Annotated in this window: 16 protein-coding genes and 1 pseudogene; 10 read left to right on the top strand and 7 right to left on the bottom strand. The window is 61.2% G+C overall.

Features of this window, described 5'->3' with window-relative positions; translation table 11 throughout:
• Together ACKAMS_RS33145 and ACKAMS_RS33140 are read right to left on the bottom strand one after the other, a co-directional pair.
• Nucleotides 1–308, bottom strand: a pseudogene (locus ACKAMS_RS33145) (Y-family DNA polymerase); the annotation flags it as partial.
• Nucleotides 309–311: 3 nt separating this feature from the next.
• Entirely contained in the window at nucleotides 312–686 is a 375-nt protein-coding gene (locus tag ACKAMS_RS33140; RefSeq protein WP_408990083.1) for a LexA family protein, read from the bottom strand.
• Between the two features lie 78 nt (nucleotides 687–764).
• On the opposite strand from ACKAMS_RS33140, the gene ACKAMS_RS33135 reads away from it, so the two are divergent.
• The 4 genes from ACKAMS_RS33135 to ACKAMS_RS33120 all read left to right on the top strand — a co-directional run bounded on the left by ACKAMS_RS33135 (nucleotide 765) and on the right by ACKAMS_RS33120 (nucleotide 2773).
• Nucleotides 765–1028, top strand: a complete 264-nt coding sequence (locus ACKAMS_RS33135) for a hypothetical protein (RefSeq protein WP_306002284.1) — start codon at nucleotides 765–767, stop codon at nucleotides 1026–1028.
• Between the two features lie 3 nt (nucleotides 1029–1031).
• A complete protein-coding gene (locus ACKAMS_RS33130; protein WP_408990082.1) occupies nucleotides 1032–1889 on the top strand; it encodes a hypothetical protein in 858 nt (285 codons plus the stop codon).
• A gap of 100 nt (nucleotides 1890–1989) precedes the next feature.
• Nucleotides 1990–2364, top strand: a complete 375-nt coding sequence (locus tag ACKAMS_RS33125; RefSeq protein ID WP_408990081.1) for a hypothetical protein — start codon at nucleotides 1990–1992, stop codon at nucleotides 2362–2364.
• The gene (locus ACKAMS_RS33120; RefSeq protein ID WP_408990080.1) at nucleotides 2357–2773 is read left to right on the top strand and encodes a hypothetical protein; all 417 of its coding nucleotides are present in this window, start codon (nucleotides 2357–2359) and stop codon (nucleotides 2771–2773) included. The genes ACKAMS_RS33125 and ACKAMS_RS33120 overlap by 8 nt, the downstream gene beginning before the upstream one ends.
• Here the strand turns inward: ACKAMS_RS33120 and ACKAMS_RS33115 are convergent.
• From ACKAMS_RS33115 to ACKAMS_RS33100, 4 genes are all read right to left on the bottom strand, one after another.
• Complete coding sequence (locus ACKAMS_RS33115; protein ID WP_408990079.1) at nucleotides 2735–5617, bottom strand: type I restriction endonuclease subunit R; 2883 nt, start codon at nucleotides 5615–5617, stop codon at nucleotides 2735–2737. The genes ACKAMS_RS33120 and ACKAMS_RS33115 overlap by 39 nt on opposite strands.
• On the bottom strand, nucleotides 5614–6813 hold the full coding sequence (locus ACKAMS_RS33110; RefSeq protein ID WP_408990078.1) for a restriction endonuclease subunit S: 1200 nt from the start codon (nucleotides 6811–6813) through the stop codon (nucleotides 5614–5616). Before ACKAMS_RS33110 ends, ACKAMS_RS33115 begins: the two co-directional genes overlap by 4 nt.
• Nucleotides 6803–8302, bottom strand: a complete 1500-nt coding sequence (locus ACKAMS_RS33105) for an N-6 DNA methylase (protein WP_408990077.1) — start codon at nucleotides 8300–8302, stop codon at nucleotides 6803–6805. Before ACKAMS_RS33105 ends, ACKAMS_RS33110 begins: the two co-directional genes overlap by 11 nt.
• A 110-nt stretch (nucleotides 8303–8412) precedes the next feature.
• Nucleotides 8413–10443: an AAA family ATPase gene (locus ACKAMS_RS33100; RefSeq protein ID WP_035285182.1), complete on the bottom strand. Its 2031-nt coding sequence runs from the start codon at nucleotides 10441–10443 to the stop codon at nucleotides 8413–8415.
• 470 nt (nucleotides 10444–10913) lie between these two features.
• Between ACKAMS_RS33100 and ACKAMS_RS33095 the strand changes: the two genes are divergently transcribed.
• The gene (locus ACKAMS_RS33095; protein ID WP_155800680.1) at nucleotides 10914–11297 is read left to right on the top strand and encodes a hypothetical protein; all 384 of its coding nucleotides are present in this window, start codon (nucleotides 10914–10916) and stop codon (nucleotides 11295–11297) included.
• A 5-nt stretch (nucleotides 11298–11302) separates the two neighbouring features.
• Here the strand turns inward: ACKAMS_RS33095 and ACKAMS_RS33090 are convergent, their stop codons facing one another.
• Nucleotides 11303–12229 carry a hypothetical protein gene (locus ACKAMS_RS33090; RefSeq protein WP_003169471.1) on the bottom strand — a complete coding sequence of 309 codons (927 nt, stop codon included), beginning with the start codon at nucleotides 12227–12229 and terminating at the stop codon, nucleotides 11303–11305.
• A gap of 485 nt (nucleotides 12230–12714) precedes the next feature.
• On the opposite strand from ACKAMS_RS33090, the gene ACKAMS_RS33085 reads away from it, so the two are divergent.
• From ACKAMS_RS33085 to ACKAMS_RS33065, 5 genes are all read left to right on the top strand, one after another.
• Nucleotides 12715–13143 carry a hypothetical protein gene (locus ACKAMS_RS33085; protein WP_003169473.1) on the top strand — a complete coding sequence of 143 codons (429 nt, stop codon included), beginning with the start codon at nucleotides 12715–12717 and terminating at the stop codon, nucleotides 13141–13143.
• 148 nt (nucleotides 13144–13291) lie between these two features.
• On the top strand, nucleotides 13292–13525 hold the full coding sequence (locus ACKAMS_RS33080; RefSeq protein ID WP_017504981.1) for a hypothetical protein: 234 nt from the start codon (nucleotides 13292–13294) through the stop codon (nucleotides 13523–13525).
• Between the two features lie 61 nt (nucleotides 13526–13586).
• Nucleotides 13587–13790: a hypothetical protein gene (locus ACKAMS_RS33075; protein ID WP_003168400.1), complete on the top strand. Its 204-nt coding sequence runs from the start codon at nucleotides 13587–13589 to the stop codon at nucleotides 13788–13790.
• 40 nt (nucleotides 13791–13830) lie between these two features.
• Nucleotides 13831–14067, top strand: a complete 237-nt coding sequence (locus tag ACKAMS_RS33070) for a hypothetical protein (RefSeq protein ID WP_003168399.1) — start codon at nucleotides 13831–13833, stop codon at nucleotides 14065–14067.
• Nucleotides 14068–14153: 86 nt separating this feature from the next.
• On the top strand, nucleotides 14154–14659 hold a 506-nt coding region (locus ACKAMS_RS33065), incomplete at its 3' end, for a recombinase family protein (protein ID WP_408990076.1).

Genomic DNA, 14659 nt, shown 5'->3' with positions numbered 1-14659 from the left:
ATCTCGTCGATGCTGTAGGGTTCGACCCGCGCGAAATGGTCGGAGAGAACCTCAAAAACCCTCCGGCTCATGTCGCCGTAAAGGGCGTAGTTCGAGGACTTCGCAACGACGTCGCGATACTCCGGCTTCCTTTTCGACAGGTGCCAGACCTCGCCCATCGTGATCCCGAGGGCCTTCGCCTCGGCCGATCTGGCGATGGCGCAGCCGTCGTTGTTCGACAGCACGATCACCGGTTTGCCGGTCAGGCTGGGATCAAAGGCTCGCTCGCACGAGACATAGAAGTTGTTGCCGTCGATCAGGCCGAACATGGTTCAAACGTCTGTCCTGACCAACGCGGCGATCATGGCCCAGACTTCCGTCTCATCGGAGACCGGCTGCGGCGTGTCATTCGAGGGTTCGAGCCACCACTGCCCATCCTTCTCGGTGAGGATCGCGAGGACCACATCACCATGCAGGAAGGCGACGCAGACCTTCCCCGAGCGTGGCTCGGCGTCGGTGTTGACCACGAGGATGTCGCCGCCATGGATGCCGCGCTTCCGCAACCCCTCGCCCTTGACCCTGACAGCGTATCTCTGGGGCCGCCGTAGCTCCAAAAGTTCGGCCAGATCGGGCACGGCCTCGACGTGATCCTGCGCCGGGGACTGGAACCCCGTCGTCTCGTCACCTCTGTAAACGGCTGCACCCATCCAGCCTCAATGTTCTCTTTATGTTCTTATTTCAAGACGACTTGGAGAGTCGATCCACAGCCGCTACCAATCACCGTTATGAACGAAGCCGAAAAAGCCCACGAGCGGACAAACAACAAACTGTTCTACGGGTTTATCGTCGTGGCCCTTCTGGTCGTGGCCGTCGTCATGATGAACCGCGATCCGGCGGACGCCCAGCGAAGCTCCGACCGGAAGGAAGCGGTGAAAGCCTGCTCGGAGCGTGGGATGAACAGAGCCTACCACCAAGGCTATTCGCCTAACGACGAAGACATCGAACGCATCGTCGTCAACTGCATGAATGCTCACCCGCGCGAGCGTTAAGGCATGGCCTATTCCGACATCGACCAAGAGGTTGTGATCCTCAAGGCAGCAACAGAAATGCTGCAAGGGATGGTCAATCACTCCCTGCTGATGCCGCTGTCGCAGGTCGAAGACACGAACGTCCAGTTCAAGACTGACACCGCAGCGACCCTTTTCAACATCCTGCTCGTGGACTTCCTGTCGCCGGTCACGGGTAAGGATCGACCCTATGATCTTCGGTGCCAGCCGGAAGAGCAGGGCTTCGTCAAAACCGCCGACACCACGTTCCTGTTTTACCTTCGGCAGGTGATCGCGAACCCACTGACGGGTCACGACGTGACCTCGTTAAAGCACCATGTTGAAGCCTTCGCGTCATGGCTGGAAGACTCATCGCACATCGAGCGTATGAACCTACCGTCCGCTCAAATGACGGAAGCTCCATTCGCCATCCAACGGATGCGCTACCTCAAGCTATGCGGCAACATCGCCAAGCACAGCTTCGCTCGCTTGGGGAAGGATCAAGCGAACCTGCTCGACGCGCTCGCCACCAACGGTGTGACCGTGAAGGAGGGGCATGTCACCCCCGTCCTTGAAGAGTTCTTCGCGTGGTTTCACAACGACCTGTTCCTCTATCACGCCAGCACCATCGTCGAGTTTCTGAACAACATTCGGTGGGCGATCTACGACTATCTCCGATTGGCGCACCTACTTTCCGAGACCGAGATAGAGGTCGGGACTTACAAGTTCCCCAGCTACAATCCGCCGCCCGGTGTCAGCCACCACCTCGCGAAAGAACTATGGTGGGGCATGATGTGGCAGCACCATCGCAAGCCGTTCTTCCCCCGGTTCTCCGTCGATCCAATCATGAAGCGACGGTCTTGAACCCTTACCGCGCCCGCCGCGCCAGCGGTTTCAATCTGCGATCTGGTTGACGATCCCGACTTTCATGAGACCCTGAAACTCCACAGAAAATGGAGGTCAGTTGGCGCCGTTCGAAGAACCGCTGCGATGTCTCGCAGTCAGCGTAGTCCTTGACGAAGCTGGTGAGGTCGATGGCATCGAACTCGAAGCCTTCCTGAACCACGTCGCGGGCCGACATCAGTGGCTTTCAACGACGGAATGGCTTTTCGTCGAGCCTCCGGCCGAGGCTGAAGGGCATGTCACCGTGCCCGTGGTGATGCCGGAGGGGACAGCAGTTCAGGCGATCCTGAGCGATCTGACCAACGAACCGCAGCGGATCATCTTCGACCTGCCGACAACCCCGGCCGAAACGCGGAAGTGGCGGTGGGTCGCCTTTCAGGTCGCCCCTAACGCACAAGGTCAGGGCCGCTTCCCATGGGAGGCCGCCCATGCGTGATGGAGGCTTGCTCGGCTGGTGCACGGAAGCTCTGGTGAAGCTGGATGACGCCGCCCCCGGTGTTCTGGCCCGCGTGCTGACGGCGGCGCCCGCCCGCCGTCAGGCGATCTTTGCTGCGTTGGCCACACAGGAAGAAAAGGTCGGCCCTTACAGTGCTGACGATGATCTTTTCCCGGCATCATTCGGCGAGGTCATCCGGCACGGCCGTTCCAGCGACATCCTGCGCCGAGCCTTCGGCAGCATCCCTGAAGCCTTTCCCACCATGCTGACCCAGATTGGTGAACGACCGCTGCCGTGTGCGAAGGGCTACATCGCTCTATACAGCATCCTCACTGGCAACGACGCGCGAGCCGCCGATGCGTTGCGCGGTTCAGGTCGGATCGCCGACCTCGATGGCGACGCTCTGTAGCGCGGCGTGGTCCGCATCCGGCGCATACGGCTCGATGATCCGCAGGATCGCGAAGGCGCGTTCGTCCATACCGAGTTCGTCGTGGGCGCCCGCCTCGGCCGCGATGCCGCCAGTCAGGTCTTCGAAATCCTTGAGACCCTCAGCGGCGGCGATCTGGCCTTCCTCGAAGCGGCGTATGATCTCCAGCACCCGTTCGGAGAAGCGGCCGTATTGGGCCGGGTTCTTATCGACCAGTTCGCGGGTCACGCGCTTCAGTTCGGCGGCCTTCCGCACGAACGCCTCGTGAAGCTCCTCCTCGGATTTCTCCTCGGTCTGGAAGTCATCCTTAAAGTCGGGATCGGTGATGTTGCGGAGGCGGACGGTCGTGGTCAGACCGGTGGCCCGAACGTGCTCCTCCAGCATGTCCCTGATCTTGCCCGAGTAGGTCAGGTGATCGAGGCTCTCGTCCTTGGTGATCGCCTGTTGCGCCAGCCGCAGGAAGGTCGCCGCCCACTTCATGTCTTCGGTGAAGTCGAGGATCGCTGGGTCGGGGGACAGATCGCCATAGGTCCGCACGAAGTGGCGACCCAACCGTTGAAGTTCGAACCAGTCGTCCTCGCGGCCATCCGCCACCAGCTTCTCGACGGCGTATGCGGCGGCCTTTTCGTCCATGCCGTCGAGGCCCAGCAGCCGAAGCTGGCGTTTGAATTCGGCGTGGGTCTTCCGCAGGTCGCGACGCAGCAGGTCGAGGTCGCGCAAAGCATTTTGAACGTCATCGGCGCGGTAGGACGACAGGGCGTCGTCGAGGTGCTGGGTGACGCCTATGTAGTCCACGATCCGGCCGTGCGGCTTATCGACGGTCGAGCCGTCCGGTCGCTTGATCGAGCAGGTTCGATTGGTGCGCGCGATGGCCTGAAGCAGGCCGTGCTCGCGCAGGGGCTTGTCCAGATACATGACGTGCTCGTTCGGCGCGTCGAACCCGGTCAGCAGCTTGTCGCAGACGATCAGGAAGCTCGGCTCGTCGCCGCTGCCCTTGAACGCCTTTTTGGCTGTCTTCTCCCCGTCAGCGTCGAGGTATTGGGCGCGCAGTTCGGCACGAACGGCCTCGACGTCCGCATCCTCACTCGGCTTGTCGTCCTCTTGGCTCTTGGAGAACACGCACGCGATCATCCGCTCGGCCTTGGATGTAGCATCCGCCTCGGCCATGCCGTCCTTCACCAGATCGGCGGCGATCACCTCGGCCAAGGCCAGCCGGTAGAGCACGACCGACTCCCGGTCGATGGCGACGATCTGGGCCTTGAACCCGTCCGGGCGGCAGGTCTGTTTGAAATGCTCCCAGATGTCGCGCGCGATCAGCCGGATGCGCTCGGGGTGCTTGGCGATCAGGGCGAGGCTGACGCCCTTCTGCTTCAGCTTCTCGCGCTTCTCGTCGGACAGATCGACGAACCAGCGGTCGAACAGGATGTCGATCTCGGCCTCGTTGATCGACCAATCGGTTTTCCGGCCCTCGTAGAGGATCGGCACGGTCGCGCCGTCGCGCACGGCGTCGTCGATCCCGTATTTGTCGAGGTAGGTCTCGCCCGGCTCGCTGAAGCGGGCGTAGGTGTCCTTGTCGGCCTTCTTGATGGGCGTGCCGGTGAAGCCGAAGAAACGGGCATCGGGCAGGGTCGCCTGAAGGAAGGCGCCGAGGTCTTTCTCCTGCGTGCGGTGGCACTCGTCCACCAGCACGATCCAGTCCTCCGAGTTCGGGATCGGCTCCTTGGAGCCTTGGAACTTGAAGATGGTCGAGAGCAGGATTTGGCCCGAGCCGCCCCGCGCCACCGCTTCGCGCAGTTCACCGACCGACGCGGCCTGTTTCGGGTTCGGCAGACCGCAGGCGACGAAGGTCTTGGAAATCTGGTCGTCCAGATCGATGCGGTCGGTCAGGACGAGGATGTTCGGGTTCTGGAGCGTTGGCGCGTCCAGCGTCAGGTGCGTCTTCAGCTTCAGGGCGAGGAACACCATCGTCAGGCTCTTGCCCGAGCCTTGGGTGTGCCAGATCAGGCCCTTCTTTTTGGTGCCCTCGGCGACGCGGTTCACCGCCTTGTTGACGGCCCGGAACTGCTGATAGCGGCAGACCTTCTTGATCCGCCGCCCGGTGTCGGGGTCGCTCTCGAAGACGATGAGATGGGCCAGCAGGTCCAGCAGCCGCGACGGCTCCAGCAGACACCACAGGTCTTTGGTCAGGTCGTCGGCGAACTCGTCGCGCGAGCGCGGCCACGGGTCGGGCCATGGGGCGTAGAACTTCGCCGGTGCGCCGGTCGCGCCATACAGTGTCGCCACCCCATCGGTCACGATGTTGAAAGCGTTGGGGTAGAACAGGCGCGGGATGTCGCGCTCATATTGCTTGATCTGCTCGAACGCCTGACCGGAGCGATCCGCCGCCTTCAGCGGGCACTTCGCCTCGATCACGACCAATGGGATGCCGTTCACGAACACCACCAGATCGGCGATGCGCGACCGCTGCGCCTCGACCTTGAACTGGCGCACGACGTGATAGCGGTTTCTATCGGGCCGCTTGAAGTCGATCAGCGCGACCGGCCGATCCTTGGCCTCACCCTTCAGGCGCCGGGAATAGGCGCCGCGCAGACGCCGCTGCCATTCTTCATTGTCCGACACGTTGTTCAAATCGCCGTAGATCGCATCCGCGTCCTCGGCGCCCAGACCCTCGTTGAGGGCCTGAAGAGCCTCGATTAAGACCGGCTTCAGCAGGATGCGGTTCGCCTCCTGCCGCATCACCATTGCCGCCTCGTGATGAAGCGCGTCGTAGCCCATCGCCGTTAGAGCATTGAGCGCGGGCTTCTCGGCGAGGCGGTATTCGCTCATGCGGGCACCCTGACACGGCCGGAGAGGAGGTCGCTCGAAATGCGTCTCTTGAGTTCCGTCAGTGATGATATCGTTCGTAGAGCCGATTCAATGACTTCGGAGATGGATGAGAGCACTTCGACGATCTCGTGGCGGCTGGCAGGAGGCGGGAGAGCAAAAGAGACGCGGGAAAATGCTGTCTTGTTAACAATCGGCACCGCCGTCGTTCCACTCATAGCCCTGATCTGGGGCGTGAGCCGACGAAGCGTCCAGTAGAGGAACGCTGCATCGGTCGCGTCACGGCAAGCGCACGCATTTATCTGCTGATTGAATGCGACTGGCTCTTGGTTAAGGCAGAGCTTGCCGATTGAAGCGATACAAGTGAACAGAACCGAGTTAGCAGGGGCGATCTTGGTTTGCTTAATCGCCGCTTGCGTTATTGATCGCGCGGCTCGAACGGAACGAACGCTACCGTCCATGTCGGTCGGAGTGACGAAGGGTATTTCCCCACCCCAGAGACCAGCGTCCTTCGTGCTCGGCGTCTTGCCGGTGATAACCGTCGCAAATTCTCCAATGGTGGTGGTTGTCCAGTGCCCACCAATCTTTTCGGGGCTGGGGGTGGTCGCAGCGAGAGCATGATCCAGCGAGGCTTCAGCCGCTTCGTTGACATCGATTTCGCGAGCTATCGCTTCATCGACCGACCGCAGCACCTTGGCGATCCGCCGCTGCTCGTCGAGCGGTGGAAGAAGAACGGAAGTGGCGAGATAGGCGGCAAAGTCGAGATTGCGGATGCCGGTTGTCGCCTTCTGGAGGTTCTCCGTGCCTCCCGCCGCATAGAAGCCATCGAGAAGATAGTAGGCGAACCAGCCATCCACCTCCTGCCGAACGCGAAGAATTTGGAGGAAGTTGGAGGCGGAGAACACCCCGTCTGCTTCAAATCTGTTGACCCGGCCAACTGGTTGAGCCGGGCTTCCACCTGATCTCTCCAACAGAATATCGCCCGCCGCCAATCGCTTCTGGCCAAGCTTTTTCTGATCAAATTTCCGGGGAGCGGCAGTCTCGTATTTCAAACCACCAGACTTCAAGAAGTTGGCGGAGCGCAACACGAACACGTTGCTTCCGTCGCCTCCATCCTCGCCCCAATGGCCCGGTGTGTTCACCGCAAATAGCGAGCCGATGTCTGTCGCGGACCACCCTTCGGGCATCTCATCCGACATAGCCGAGCCTTTTCAAGTGCCCGAACATGGCCGCTTCGGCCTCGTCGCGCTTGGCGATAAGGTCTTGGAGCTTGGCGACCTCGGCGGCCACATCCACGGCTTCAGCGTCGGCGCCAGTTTGGACATAGCGGCTGATGTTGAGGTTGGAGCCGTTGGCCTCGATCTCATCGACCGGCACAACGCGCGCCAGCCTGTCGATGTCGGCGAAGCCGTGGAAGGCGTCGGCCAGCGTCCGCACATTGGCGTCGGTGAGATGGTTTTGGGCCTTGCCCGGCGTGACGGTGGCATCGCCGTTGACCACCAACACCTTGCCCTTCCGCTCGGCGGGCTTGGTCTTTCGAATGATCAGGATCGCTGCCGGAATGCCCGCGCCATAGAACAGGTTGGGCGCCAGACCGATCACCGCCTCAATGATGTCGGCCTTCAGCATGGCTTCGCGGATGCGGCCCTCGGCACCGCCCCGGAATAGCACGCCGTGCGGCACGACGACCCCGAGCATGCCGTCGTCCTTCAGCGAGGCGATCATGTGCTGGACGAAGGCGAGGTCGCCATAGCCCTTGGGCGGCACGCCATACACGTCGCGGCCGAACGGATCGCCGTTGGTCCAGATCTCGTGGCCCCAGACCTTCTGCGAGAAGGGCGGGTTGGCCAGCACGCGGTCATAGGCGCCGATGCCGGGCACGAATTCCTGCGCGCGCGGGTCGTATCGCTTCGGATCGAGGATGGTGTCGCCCTTGGCGATGAAGGCGTCGTCGATGTCGTGGAGGAAGAGGTTGATCTGGGCGATGGCCCAAGTGTCGAGTTCCTTCTCCTGTCCATAGAGCGACAGGCTGCGCGGGTCTTGGCCCTTGTCCTTCAGGTGCTGGACCGCCTCCAGCAGCATGCCGCCCGAGCCGCAGGTCGGATCGTAGATCGACATGCCCGGCTGGGGGGCGAGGCATTCGACAATCAGCTTCACGACCTGCCGAGGCGTGTAGAACTCGCCGCCCCTCTTGCCCGCGCCTTCGGCGAACTGCTCGATCAGATACATGTAGGCGTCGCCCAGCATGTCGGGCGGCACGTCACTGTTCCGCAGCCGGTGCTTCTCGAAATGGGCGAGCAGCCGCTCCAGACGCGCGTCGGGGAACCGCTCCTGATTGGCAAAGTCCACATCGCCGAACACGCCCTGAAGGCGCATATTCGCGTCCATGAGGGCGGCGAAGGCGTTGTTCAGATGCTGACCGATCTGGGTGGCGTGCTTCCTGACCGCATTCCAGTGATGCTGCGGCGGGACGTGGAAGCGGTGCTCGTCAGGATCGGCCGCCTCCTCGCGGTCGCCGGTCTCGGCCAGCAGAACCTCGAACTCCTCGTCCCACACGTCGCAAAGGCGCCGATAGAACAGCAGGGCGAAGATGTAGTCCTTGAACTTCCCCGCATCGACATGGCCGCGAAGGATGTCCGCCGCCTGCCACAGATGCCGTTCAAGTTCCGATTGCGTAAGCGTAGCCACTGAAGCCCCCAGCGCGATGACCGCACGGGATCGTTGAATCGACTGAGGAGCGAGCGGTCAACCGATTAGGCACACCGCACGTGTTTTGACCGGCGTCGGTCGCGTCAGGTTCAGGCGAAGGGCTTAGTATCGCGAGCCGCATGCTTGAGGAAAGCTGCATTGATCGAGCCGAAAAGGCTCTCAAACCGGTCGAGCGAATCTGATGACAGAACGGACGCAGGATCGTTGGCCATCTTGGTCAGGAAGAGGCGCGTCGGCCGGGTTTTATGGAACTCCAATCCGACTTCTGAGAATGCCAGTTCGACGCGCTTGGCGATCCTTGGAACATGGCTGTTTAGGGTGAGCTTCTTGCCCTTCAGTTCCTTCGCATAGCTTTCTCGAACGAGGCTTTCATATGTGCTGGGATCGAGCAGGTCTTCGATGTCGCACTCTGAAGGCGCGGCACCGCTGGGGAAGGCGCCGCTGACGAAGACCACGTTATCGCCACGGATTAGTTTGCCCTTCACGAGGTCGTCTCTCGTGGCCTTCGCATCCTTCTCATCGTCGAACAGGACCAGCACGTTAAGCTGCTCCGAGGTGAGCAGAGCCACCATGTAGTGGACCTTCTGCGCGCCACCCGCCGGGGTGATCGTCAGGTCGCCATGGAGTCCGGTTTTGCCGAGATCGTTCAGATGCGCTGACACCGCCGAGAGTATCCAGAAGTCCGTGACGCCTTCGACAACAAGATTGTTCGGGCCGACAAACAGGCTCTGAGCGAGATCGTAGCCCAACGCCGCCTGAAGGGGAAAAAGCGTGCGAGCGTCACCAGTCGGATCATTCGAGACTGTGGTGCCGACGCCCTCCGCGATGTTCACGGTTCGCACGGAGTCCAATCGGTGCGTGGGGACCATGAAGGGCGAGTGGGTTGTGTAGAGAATCTGGTTCACGAAATCGTCTTCAAGGTGCTTGAGCAGATCACCCTGCGACTTGGCGTGAAGGTAGAGACCGGGTTCGTCGAGGAGCAGGATTGCGTCATCCGCATCGCCGCCATCCGTGTCGGCTGCGAAGACGATGTAAAACGCGAAGAACCACTGGAAGCCACGGCTCCGCTCGTCGAGATTTACCTCGACGTCGTATATGGCGTTCGGGTCCGAAATCAGTGTGTCGAAGTGCTGAGCGTCGAGGTTGAAACGGACTTTTAGCTGGCGGTCCTTCCAGCGTTCCCGAATGGCTGTCGTGACTACAGCCCCGGCGCGATTCACCAATTGCGCTCGGGTTTCCTGATCGTTCGATTGGAAGAGCGTCTGAAGCTGTTCGGGGTCCAAACCCGCGACCTTGCAGAGCTTCTGGAAGTTCCGGTCGGCGTCCGTTGTCCCGCCATGTTGCTGTCGAGACAGGTAGGCCGCGATGTCCTGATGGCCCTCAATCTCAGGATAGTCGTCGAGATAGAGGAACACCGGCAGCAGCCCCACCAACCAGTTCCGAGCCGCCGCATGAGCGTCTTCGTCCTTGGGGATCGCTTCGGCTCGATCCTCAAGGGAGATCACATATGCTTCTTGTGTCTCACTCAGTTCGGCATCGGCCGTGGCCAGCGCGACGCGAAGCGTTGCGAGAACTGGCTTCGCCGCCTCAGCCCACGCTTTTTCGCTCGTCTTGGCCACAATCTCGGCATCGAAGGTATCGGCCGCTGCTTCCAGAGCCGCCTTTGCGGCCTCATCCAAGCCCGCAGCCTTTGCCTTGACCGCCGCCACGATCTTCTTCGCGAGATTTCGGACTTCCGCGATATCAAACGCGCTTGCTGGGACCGCAATATTCACCCAGCGCGTTGCGCCGTATCGACGCCCGATCTCGACCTCGGTCACCCCGCTGGCACGAGGCCATGTGGCCGCAAGTCTTGCCTGTTCTGACGGCGTAAGCGTCCATTTTGTGGAGACGACCTGAGTTAGGTCTGAGCACTCAGCAAGTTTTCTGTGGCGCGGAAAATCCTTGATGGGGTTCAGCTTGGCAAAACCCTCGGCGGGATTCAGAGTGTGCAATCCTCGAAGAAGATTGGATTTGCCGCTTTCGTTCCGGCCCAGTAGGGCGGTGATCCGTGATGCGTCGATGTCACCGCTGTCGTTGATCGAGCGGAAGTTGGTGATGCGAAACGACTTTAGCTGCATGGCGCGTCACGCGCCCGAAGGCGCAGTCTCCCGTTGGCTTTTTGCAGCACACGCAGAGCTACCCGCGCATGCAGACCCGAACCATCGCGCGATTCTCGGCCTCATGCGAATCGGCGTTCGCCGAGCTTCTAACTCTGCGCGATGCAATCGGCTGGCCGCAGATAAATACCGGAAAGGAGACCTCCGGTATGACGATCTACCACCACTTTCTCGAACGCGGCCTGACTGACTCTCGAAGGCACTTTTCGTCCGCTTGGCTCTGCCGAGCGGATAACTACCTCTGTCTCCGGGCGGGGCGTGAAGCGTCTGCTGACGCTCTGGTCGAACTCTTCCAGACCCTCTGGCGTGAAGGCCGTATCATGCTCGCGGCGAGGGTCGCGTGGGCGGTGCTTTGGCTCCCAGAAGGGGCGCGTCGATGAATGACGACGACCTCTTGTTTGGCTTAGATGACCTCGAACGATGGAAGCGAGGTGACCACCCAGAAGATTGGCTCGAACAGCGCAAAGACCTTCTTGTTGCGCGGTGCCAAGCCCAGACGGCGCGGCTGGAGCAACTTCTCGCTACCGCCAACCGAGCATTGGTTGCGCGTCTCAACGAGCCGCTCTGAAACCTGCCACGGCCGCCCCGCTGAAATGATCGGCTTCTGCCTCGCATTCGAAAGGCTCGATTCCAAATCCGGCCTCGGCAGCAATGGTCCTCACAAAAATCCAGTCGCGAGGCAGGACGCTGAACATCCAGCCATCGTGACCTTGATCAAGGCGGTATGGCACGCTGTGAGCGTCGAGTGCTTCGGCCATTGGGCCGGGCGTCTGACGTTCAGCCCAAGCGATAATCCGCATGTGCTTTACTCCTGACTGGTTTAGGCAGCACGCCGGAGGCTCATGCGAGCCTTGGCCATGCGGTCGAGGAAAATGCGCGGCATGACGCCGCCCGGCGGAATGAAGTCGGGCTGATCGGGGCTGACCAGCATTGCCTTCATGTCTTTTGCCCAGAGGCGAGGTTGCTCGGGGTTGTAGGAGATGAACTTGGCGACAGCCTTGAGCGTCCGGGGCGACCCGTCCTCCAGTCGAAGGAGGTTCACCGTGAACCACTCCAGCGCACGGTCCTGAATAGCTGGAGAGATTGATGTTCTCTCGTCAGGCTTGTGGAGCATGCGCTGGCAGATCGCGAGATAGCAGGAGTATTCCCACGCAGTCAGGCGATCTGCGCCGATGTAGAGAGGTGCGACGCGCGACCGCAGCGCGCTGACGTGGGGCCGCATTTTCGGCTCGAACTGCCGGTCGTCCCGCAAGTCCTTGTTGGAGGTCAGGACCAGCGGTGCAGTCAGGGGTATGCGAACGACCTGCATCACCAGTTTGCCGTCTTCGTCTGGTTCCCTACGCTTGGTTGTCCAGACCCGGTTCCCCGCCTGATCCATGGCCTCCTTGAGGATATTGGCCTGTCCTTCCGACTTCAGCACGTTGTCGGCCTCTTCGAGGATCAGCGGCTGGCGGTTGCGGTGCGCCATCTCAAAGGCGTCGAGAAGCTGGCGTTGATCGCCGTGCTTGAAGAACAGTCCCTTCAGACCGGCCGCGCTGAGTGCTTGGCGGATCGCTTCGCTCTTGCCCATGCCGGGTTGCCCGCACAGGATCGCTCCGGTTTCGGCCGTCTTGGTCTTGTCGAACACATAGCCGAGCTTCCGCGCGGCATCGTCGATGTCGTCGCACAGGGGATTGGTGGTCGGCACCGCCTCCCAGTCCTCCAGTGTTTTGCGGACTGTTCCGTCCGCTCCTTTCGTCTTCGTCATTCTCGTCGTCCTTCATGTTTGTGGCCGTTGGGGCCGATTTGTTGATGTTCACGCACGTCGCATTCGGTTGGTTGGTGGGCGCCCACAGTTCATCGCTGCCCCGAAGCAGTGTTCGGAGCGGTAGTCGTCGTATCGGGATGGAAGTCCCGTCAGAGGTGAGGACGATCCCTCGCCTCGGGTGGTGCTGAGACCTTGGATGAGGTCTCTACGGGAGGGCGTGATAACCCTCCTCGGTCTGGCCAGACATCAATAGAATACGCGGACTGATGTCATTGACAACCAAAGGCAATTTGCCAAATCTGTCCTCGCATTTTGCGTGGATGGCGGATTTGGCAATGCCGGTCGAGCGAAGGACCGAGTCTGGCAAAGGGTCAAAACGCTGCGGGGCAAGTTTGGCAAGTCCACGCAGGTCATGGGTGCGATTCTGGCAAACTTAACGGCTGGTCTGCGACGAGTTTGGCAACGAAATAAATTTGAGCCAGCCGATGCCGTCACCCCGGAAGTCCGAGAAAGAGAAGCAGCGGGAGCAGTTGTCCGCCCTGCTGGGGGAGCCGGTCTTCTTGCGGGACGAGGCCGCACCGATGGTTCGGTTCACTCCCGACACCATGAACACGGAGCCGCACAAGCGACCTCCCTACTTCCAGAAGAAGACGGGGAGCACGGCTCTTTATCCCGAGTCTTGGCTCAAAGAGTTCGCCCGGACAGGGCAGGTGGTATCTCCCACTACCGGGAAGGTGATGTTCGGGGCGCACCCGTGGCCTCCTGCGCCGCCGACTTCGGCGTCCGCTGTTCCAGCCCCACCGAAGAAGCGGATCAACAAGAAGAAGCGAGATGCCGCGATCTTCGTTCTCGACCTAATCAAAGAGACCGATCCAGAGCGGCGAAGGAAATTCATAGAGGGCGAGCCGGAATAGCCGTTCTCCCAAACACCCCTGAAAACCGGTCCTTCAGCGTCCCGGAAATCCGGGCTTTCAGAACCGTGCGTCGATGTGTTCGACACCATCTGATTTCGAGCACACCGCTCAGCTTGACCGTCATAATGACCAGTGTTTTCCTCCAGCCATGGGACGGCTGCTGAAAAAGCTGCTGATGGATCACCCCGCCTACGACATCCGGCGGGACAAGGACGGCTTCGTGCTGATCGGCAAGCCCGACCACATCGACGAGTTCAGCGATCTGGTGCGCGAGGCGGCTGATCATGCTGGAGAGGACTTCGTGGTCTTCACCACGAGCGATGGCGGCCAAGGCTACAGCCAGATGTTCGTCATGCCGCTGGACGCGGTTGATGCTCGCTGAGCGGAGTCACCTCGAAAACAACGGTTGGGGAACGCGGCCCTGTGATCGGCGTTCAGATCGCATGCGTCTTCCGACCAGCTATAATCGACTGCGGGCTGCGCTGGCCCGAGAGCAGGCCAGCAAGACCTTCGTCGTCGAGCATCGTCAGCACTATCTACGACTCGCCTTTCAATACGACGCCATTGCCGCACTGGAAGCGGAGCGACCGCGCCTGACGGCGCCCGCACGACGGCCTGCCGGGATCGTCGCCTCACTTCCCAACTGAGCCGTTCTGAACCATCCGACGCCTCACGCCTTCCAAGAACATGGATCGGCTCAACACCCTTCTCGAAGGCTCCCCGGCGTATGGAGTGCTCGACGCCAAGGACGGCGTGGTGCTGTTCCGCCGATCCGGCTTCGAGCAGGAGTTCAACGAACTGGCCGCTGAAGCCGTGGAGGCGGCAGGGGAAGAGTTTGAGGTCATCCCATTGACCAGCGGTGACGACTGCGACCGGCTCTTCATCGCGCCGAGGGAAGAGCGGTCGTTCGCCCGATCTGATTGACGCTCTGCCGATCCATGAGACCCTTACGTTCTCCCAACTGCAATCGGAGAACACCCCTGACCAAGCGCGTCGCGATCTACGCCCGTGTGAGCACGGCCGATAAGAACCAGACCGTCGAGAACCAGCTTCGCGATCTGCTGGCCGTCGCCGAGCGTCAGGGCTGGACCGTCACCGCGACCTTCACCGACGAAGGCATCTCTGGCGTCAAGGGACGTGATCGGCGCCCCGGCTACGACGCGCTGCTCAAGGGCGTGGCGCGCAAGGACTTCGAGCAGATCATGGCGTGGAGCGTGGACCGCCTCGGCCGGAGCCTCCCCGACCTCGTGGCTTTCCTGAACGACATCCAGTCCAAGAATGTGGACCTCTACCTGCACCAGCAGGGCCTCGACACCTCGACGCCTTCAGGCCGGATGATGTTCCAGATGCTGGGCGTCTTCGCGGAGTTCGAGCGGGCCATGATCCGCGAGCGCATCCTCGCAGGGCTTCGTCGAACGGCCAAGAAGTCCGGGCGGAAGCCTATGCCTGACGACCGTGTGGAAGCGATCAGGAGGTCGTTGATCGACGGGCTGGGCATCCGTCGCACCGCCCGCCT

Origin of the sequence: Rhodococcus sp. 5A-K4, from assembly GCF_046097995.1 — a bacterium.
Taxonomy (GTDB): domain Bacteria; phylum Actinomycetota; class Actinomycetes; order Mycobacteriales; family Mycobacteriaceae; genus Rhodococcus_F; species Rhodococcus_F erythropolis.
Note: the sequence above shows the minus strand (reverse complement) of the source record. Positions and strands in the feature narration are given on the sequence as shown.

Coding starts and splice junctions, on each gene's coding strand:
- ACKAMS_RS33070 (WP_003168399.1), top strand. CDS start 13,831: ATGGATCGGCTCAACACCCTTCTCGAAGGCTCCCCGGCGTATGGAGTG.
- ACKAMS_RS33110 (WP_408990078.1), bottom strand. CDS start 6,813: ATGTCGGATGAGATGCCCGAAGGGTGGTCCGCGACAGACATCGGCTCG.
- ACKAMS_RS33120 (WP_408990080.1), top strand. CDS start 2,357: ATGCGTGATGGAGGCTTGCTCGGCTGGTGCACGGAAGCTCTGGTGAAG.
- ACKAMS_RS33140 (WP_408990083.1), bottom strand. CDS start 686: ATGGGTGCAGCCGTTTACAGAGGTGACGAGACGACGGGGTTCCAGTCC.
- ACKAMS_RS33100 (WP_035285182.1), bottom strand. CDS start 10,443: ATGCAGCTAAAGTCGTTTCGCATCACCAACTTCCGCTCGATCAACGAC.
- ACKAMS_RS33135 (WP_306002284.1), top strand. CDS start 765: ATGAACGAAGCCGAAAAAGCCCACGAGCGGACAAACAACAAACTGTTC.
- ACKAMS_RS33130 (WP_408990082.1), top strand. CDS start 1,032: ATGGCCTATTCCGACATCGACCAAGAGGTTGTGATCCTCAAGGCAGCA.
- ACKAMS_RS33085 (WP_003169473.1), top strand. CDS start 12,715: ATGCCGTCACCCCGGAAGTCCGAGAAAGAGAAGCAGCGGGAGCAGTTG.
- ACKAMS_RS33080 (WP_017504981.1), top strand. CDS start 13,292: ATGGGACGGCTGCTGAAAAAGCTGCTGATGGATCACCCCGCCTACGAC.
- ACKAMS_RS33075 (WP_003168400.1), top strand. CDS start 13,587: ATGCGTCTTCCGACCAGCTATAATCGACTGCGGGCTGCGCTGGCCCGA.
- ACKAMS_RS33090 (WP_003169471.1), bottom strand. CDS start 12,229: ATGACGAAGACGAAAGGAGCGGACGGAACAGTCCGCAAAACACTGGAG.
- ACKAMS_RS33115 (WP_408990079.1), bottom strand. CDS start 5,617: ATGAGCGAATACCGCCTCGCCGAGAAGCCCGCGCTCAATGCTCTAACG.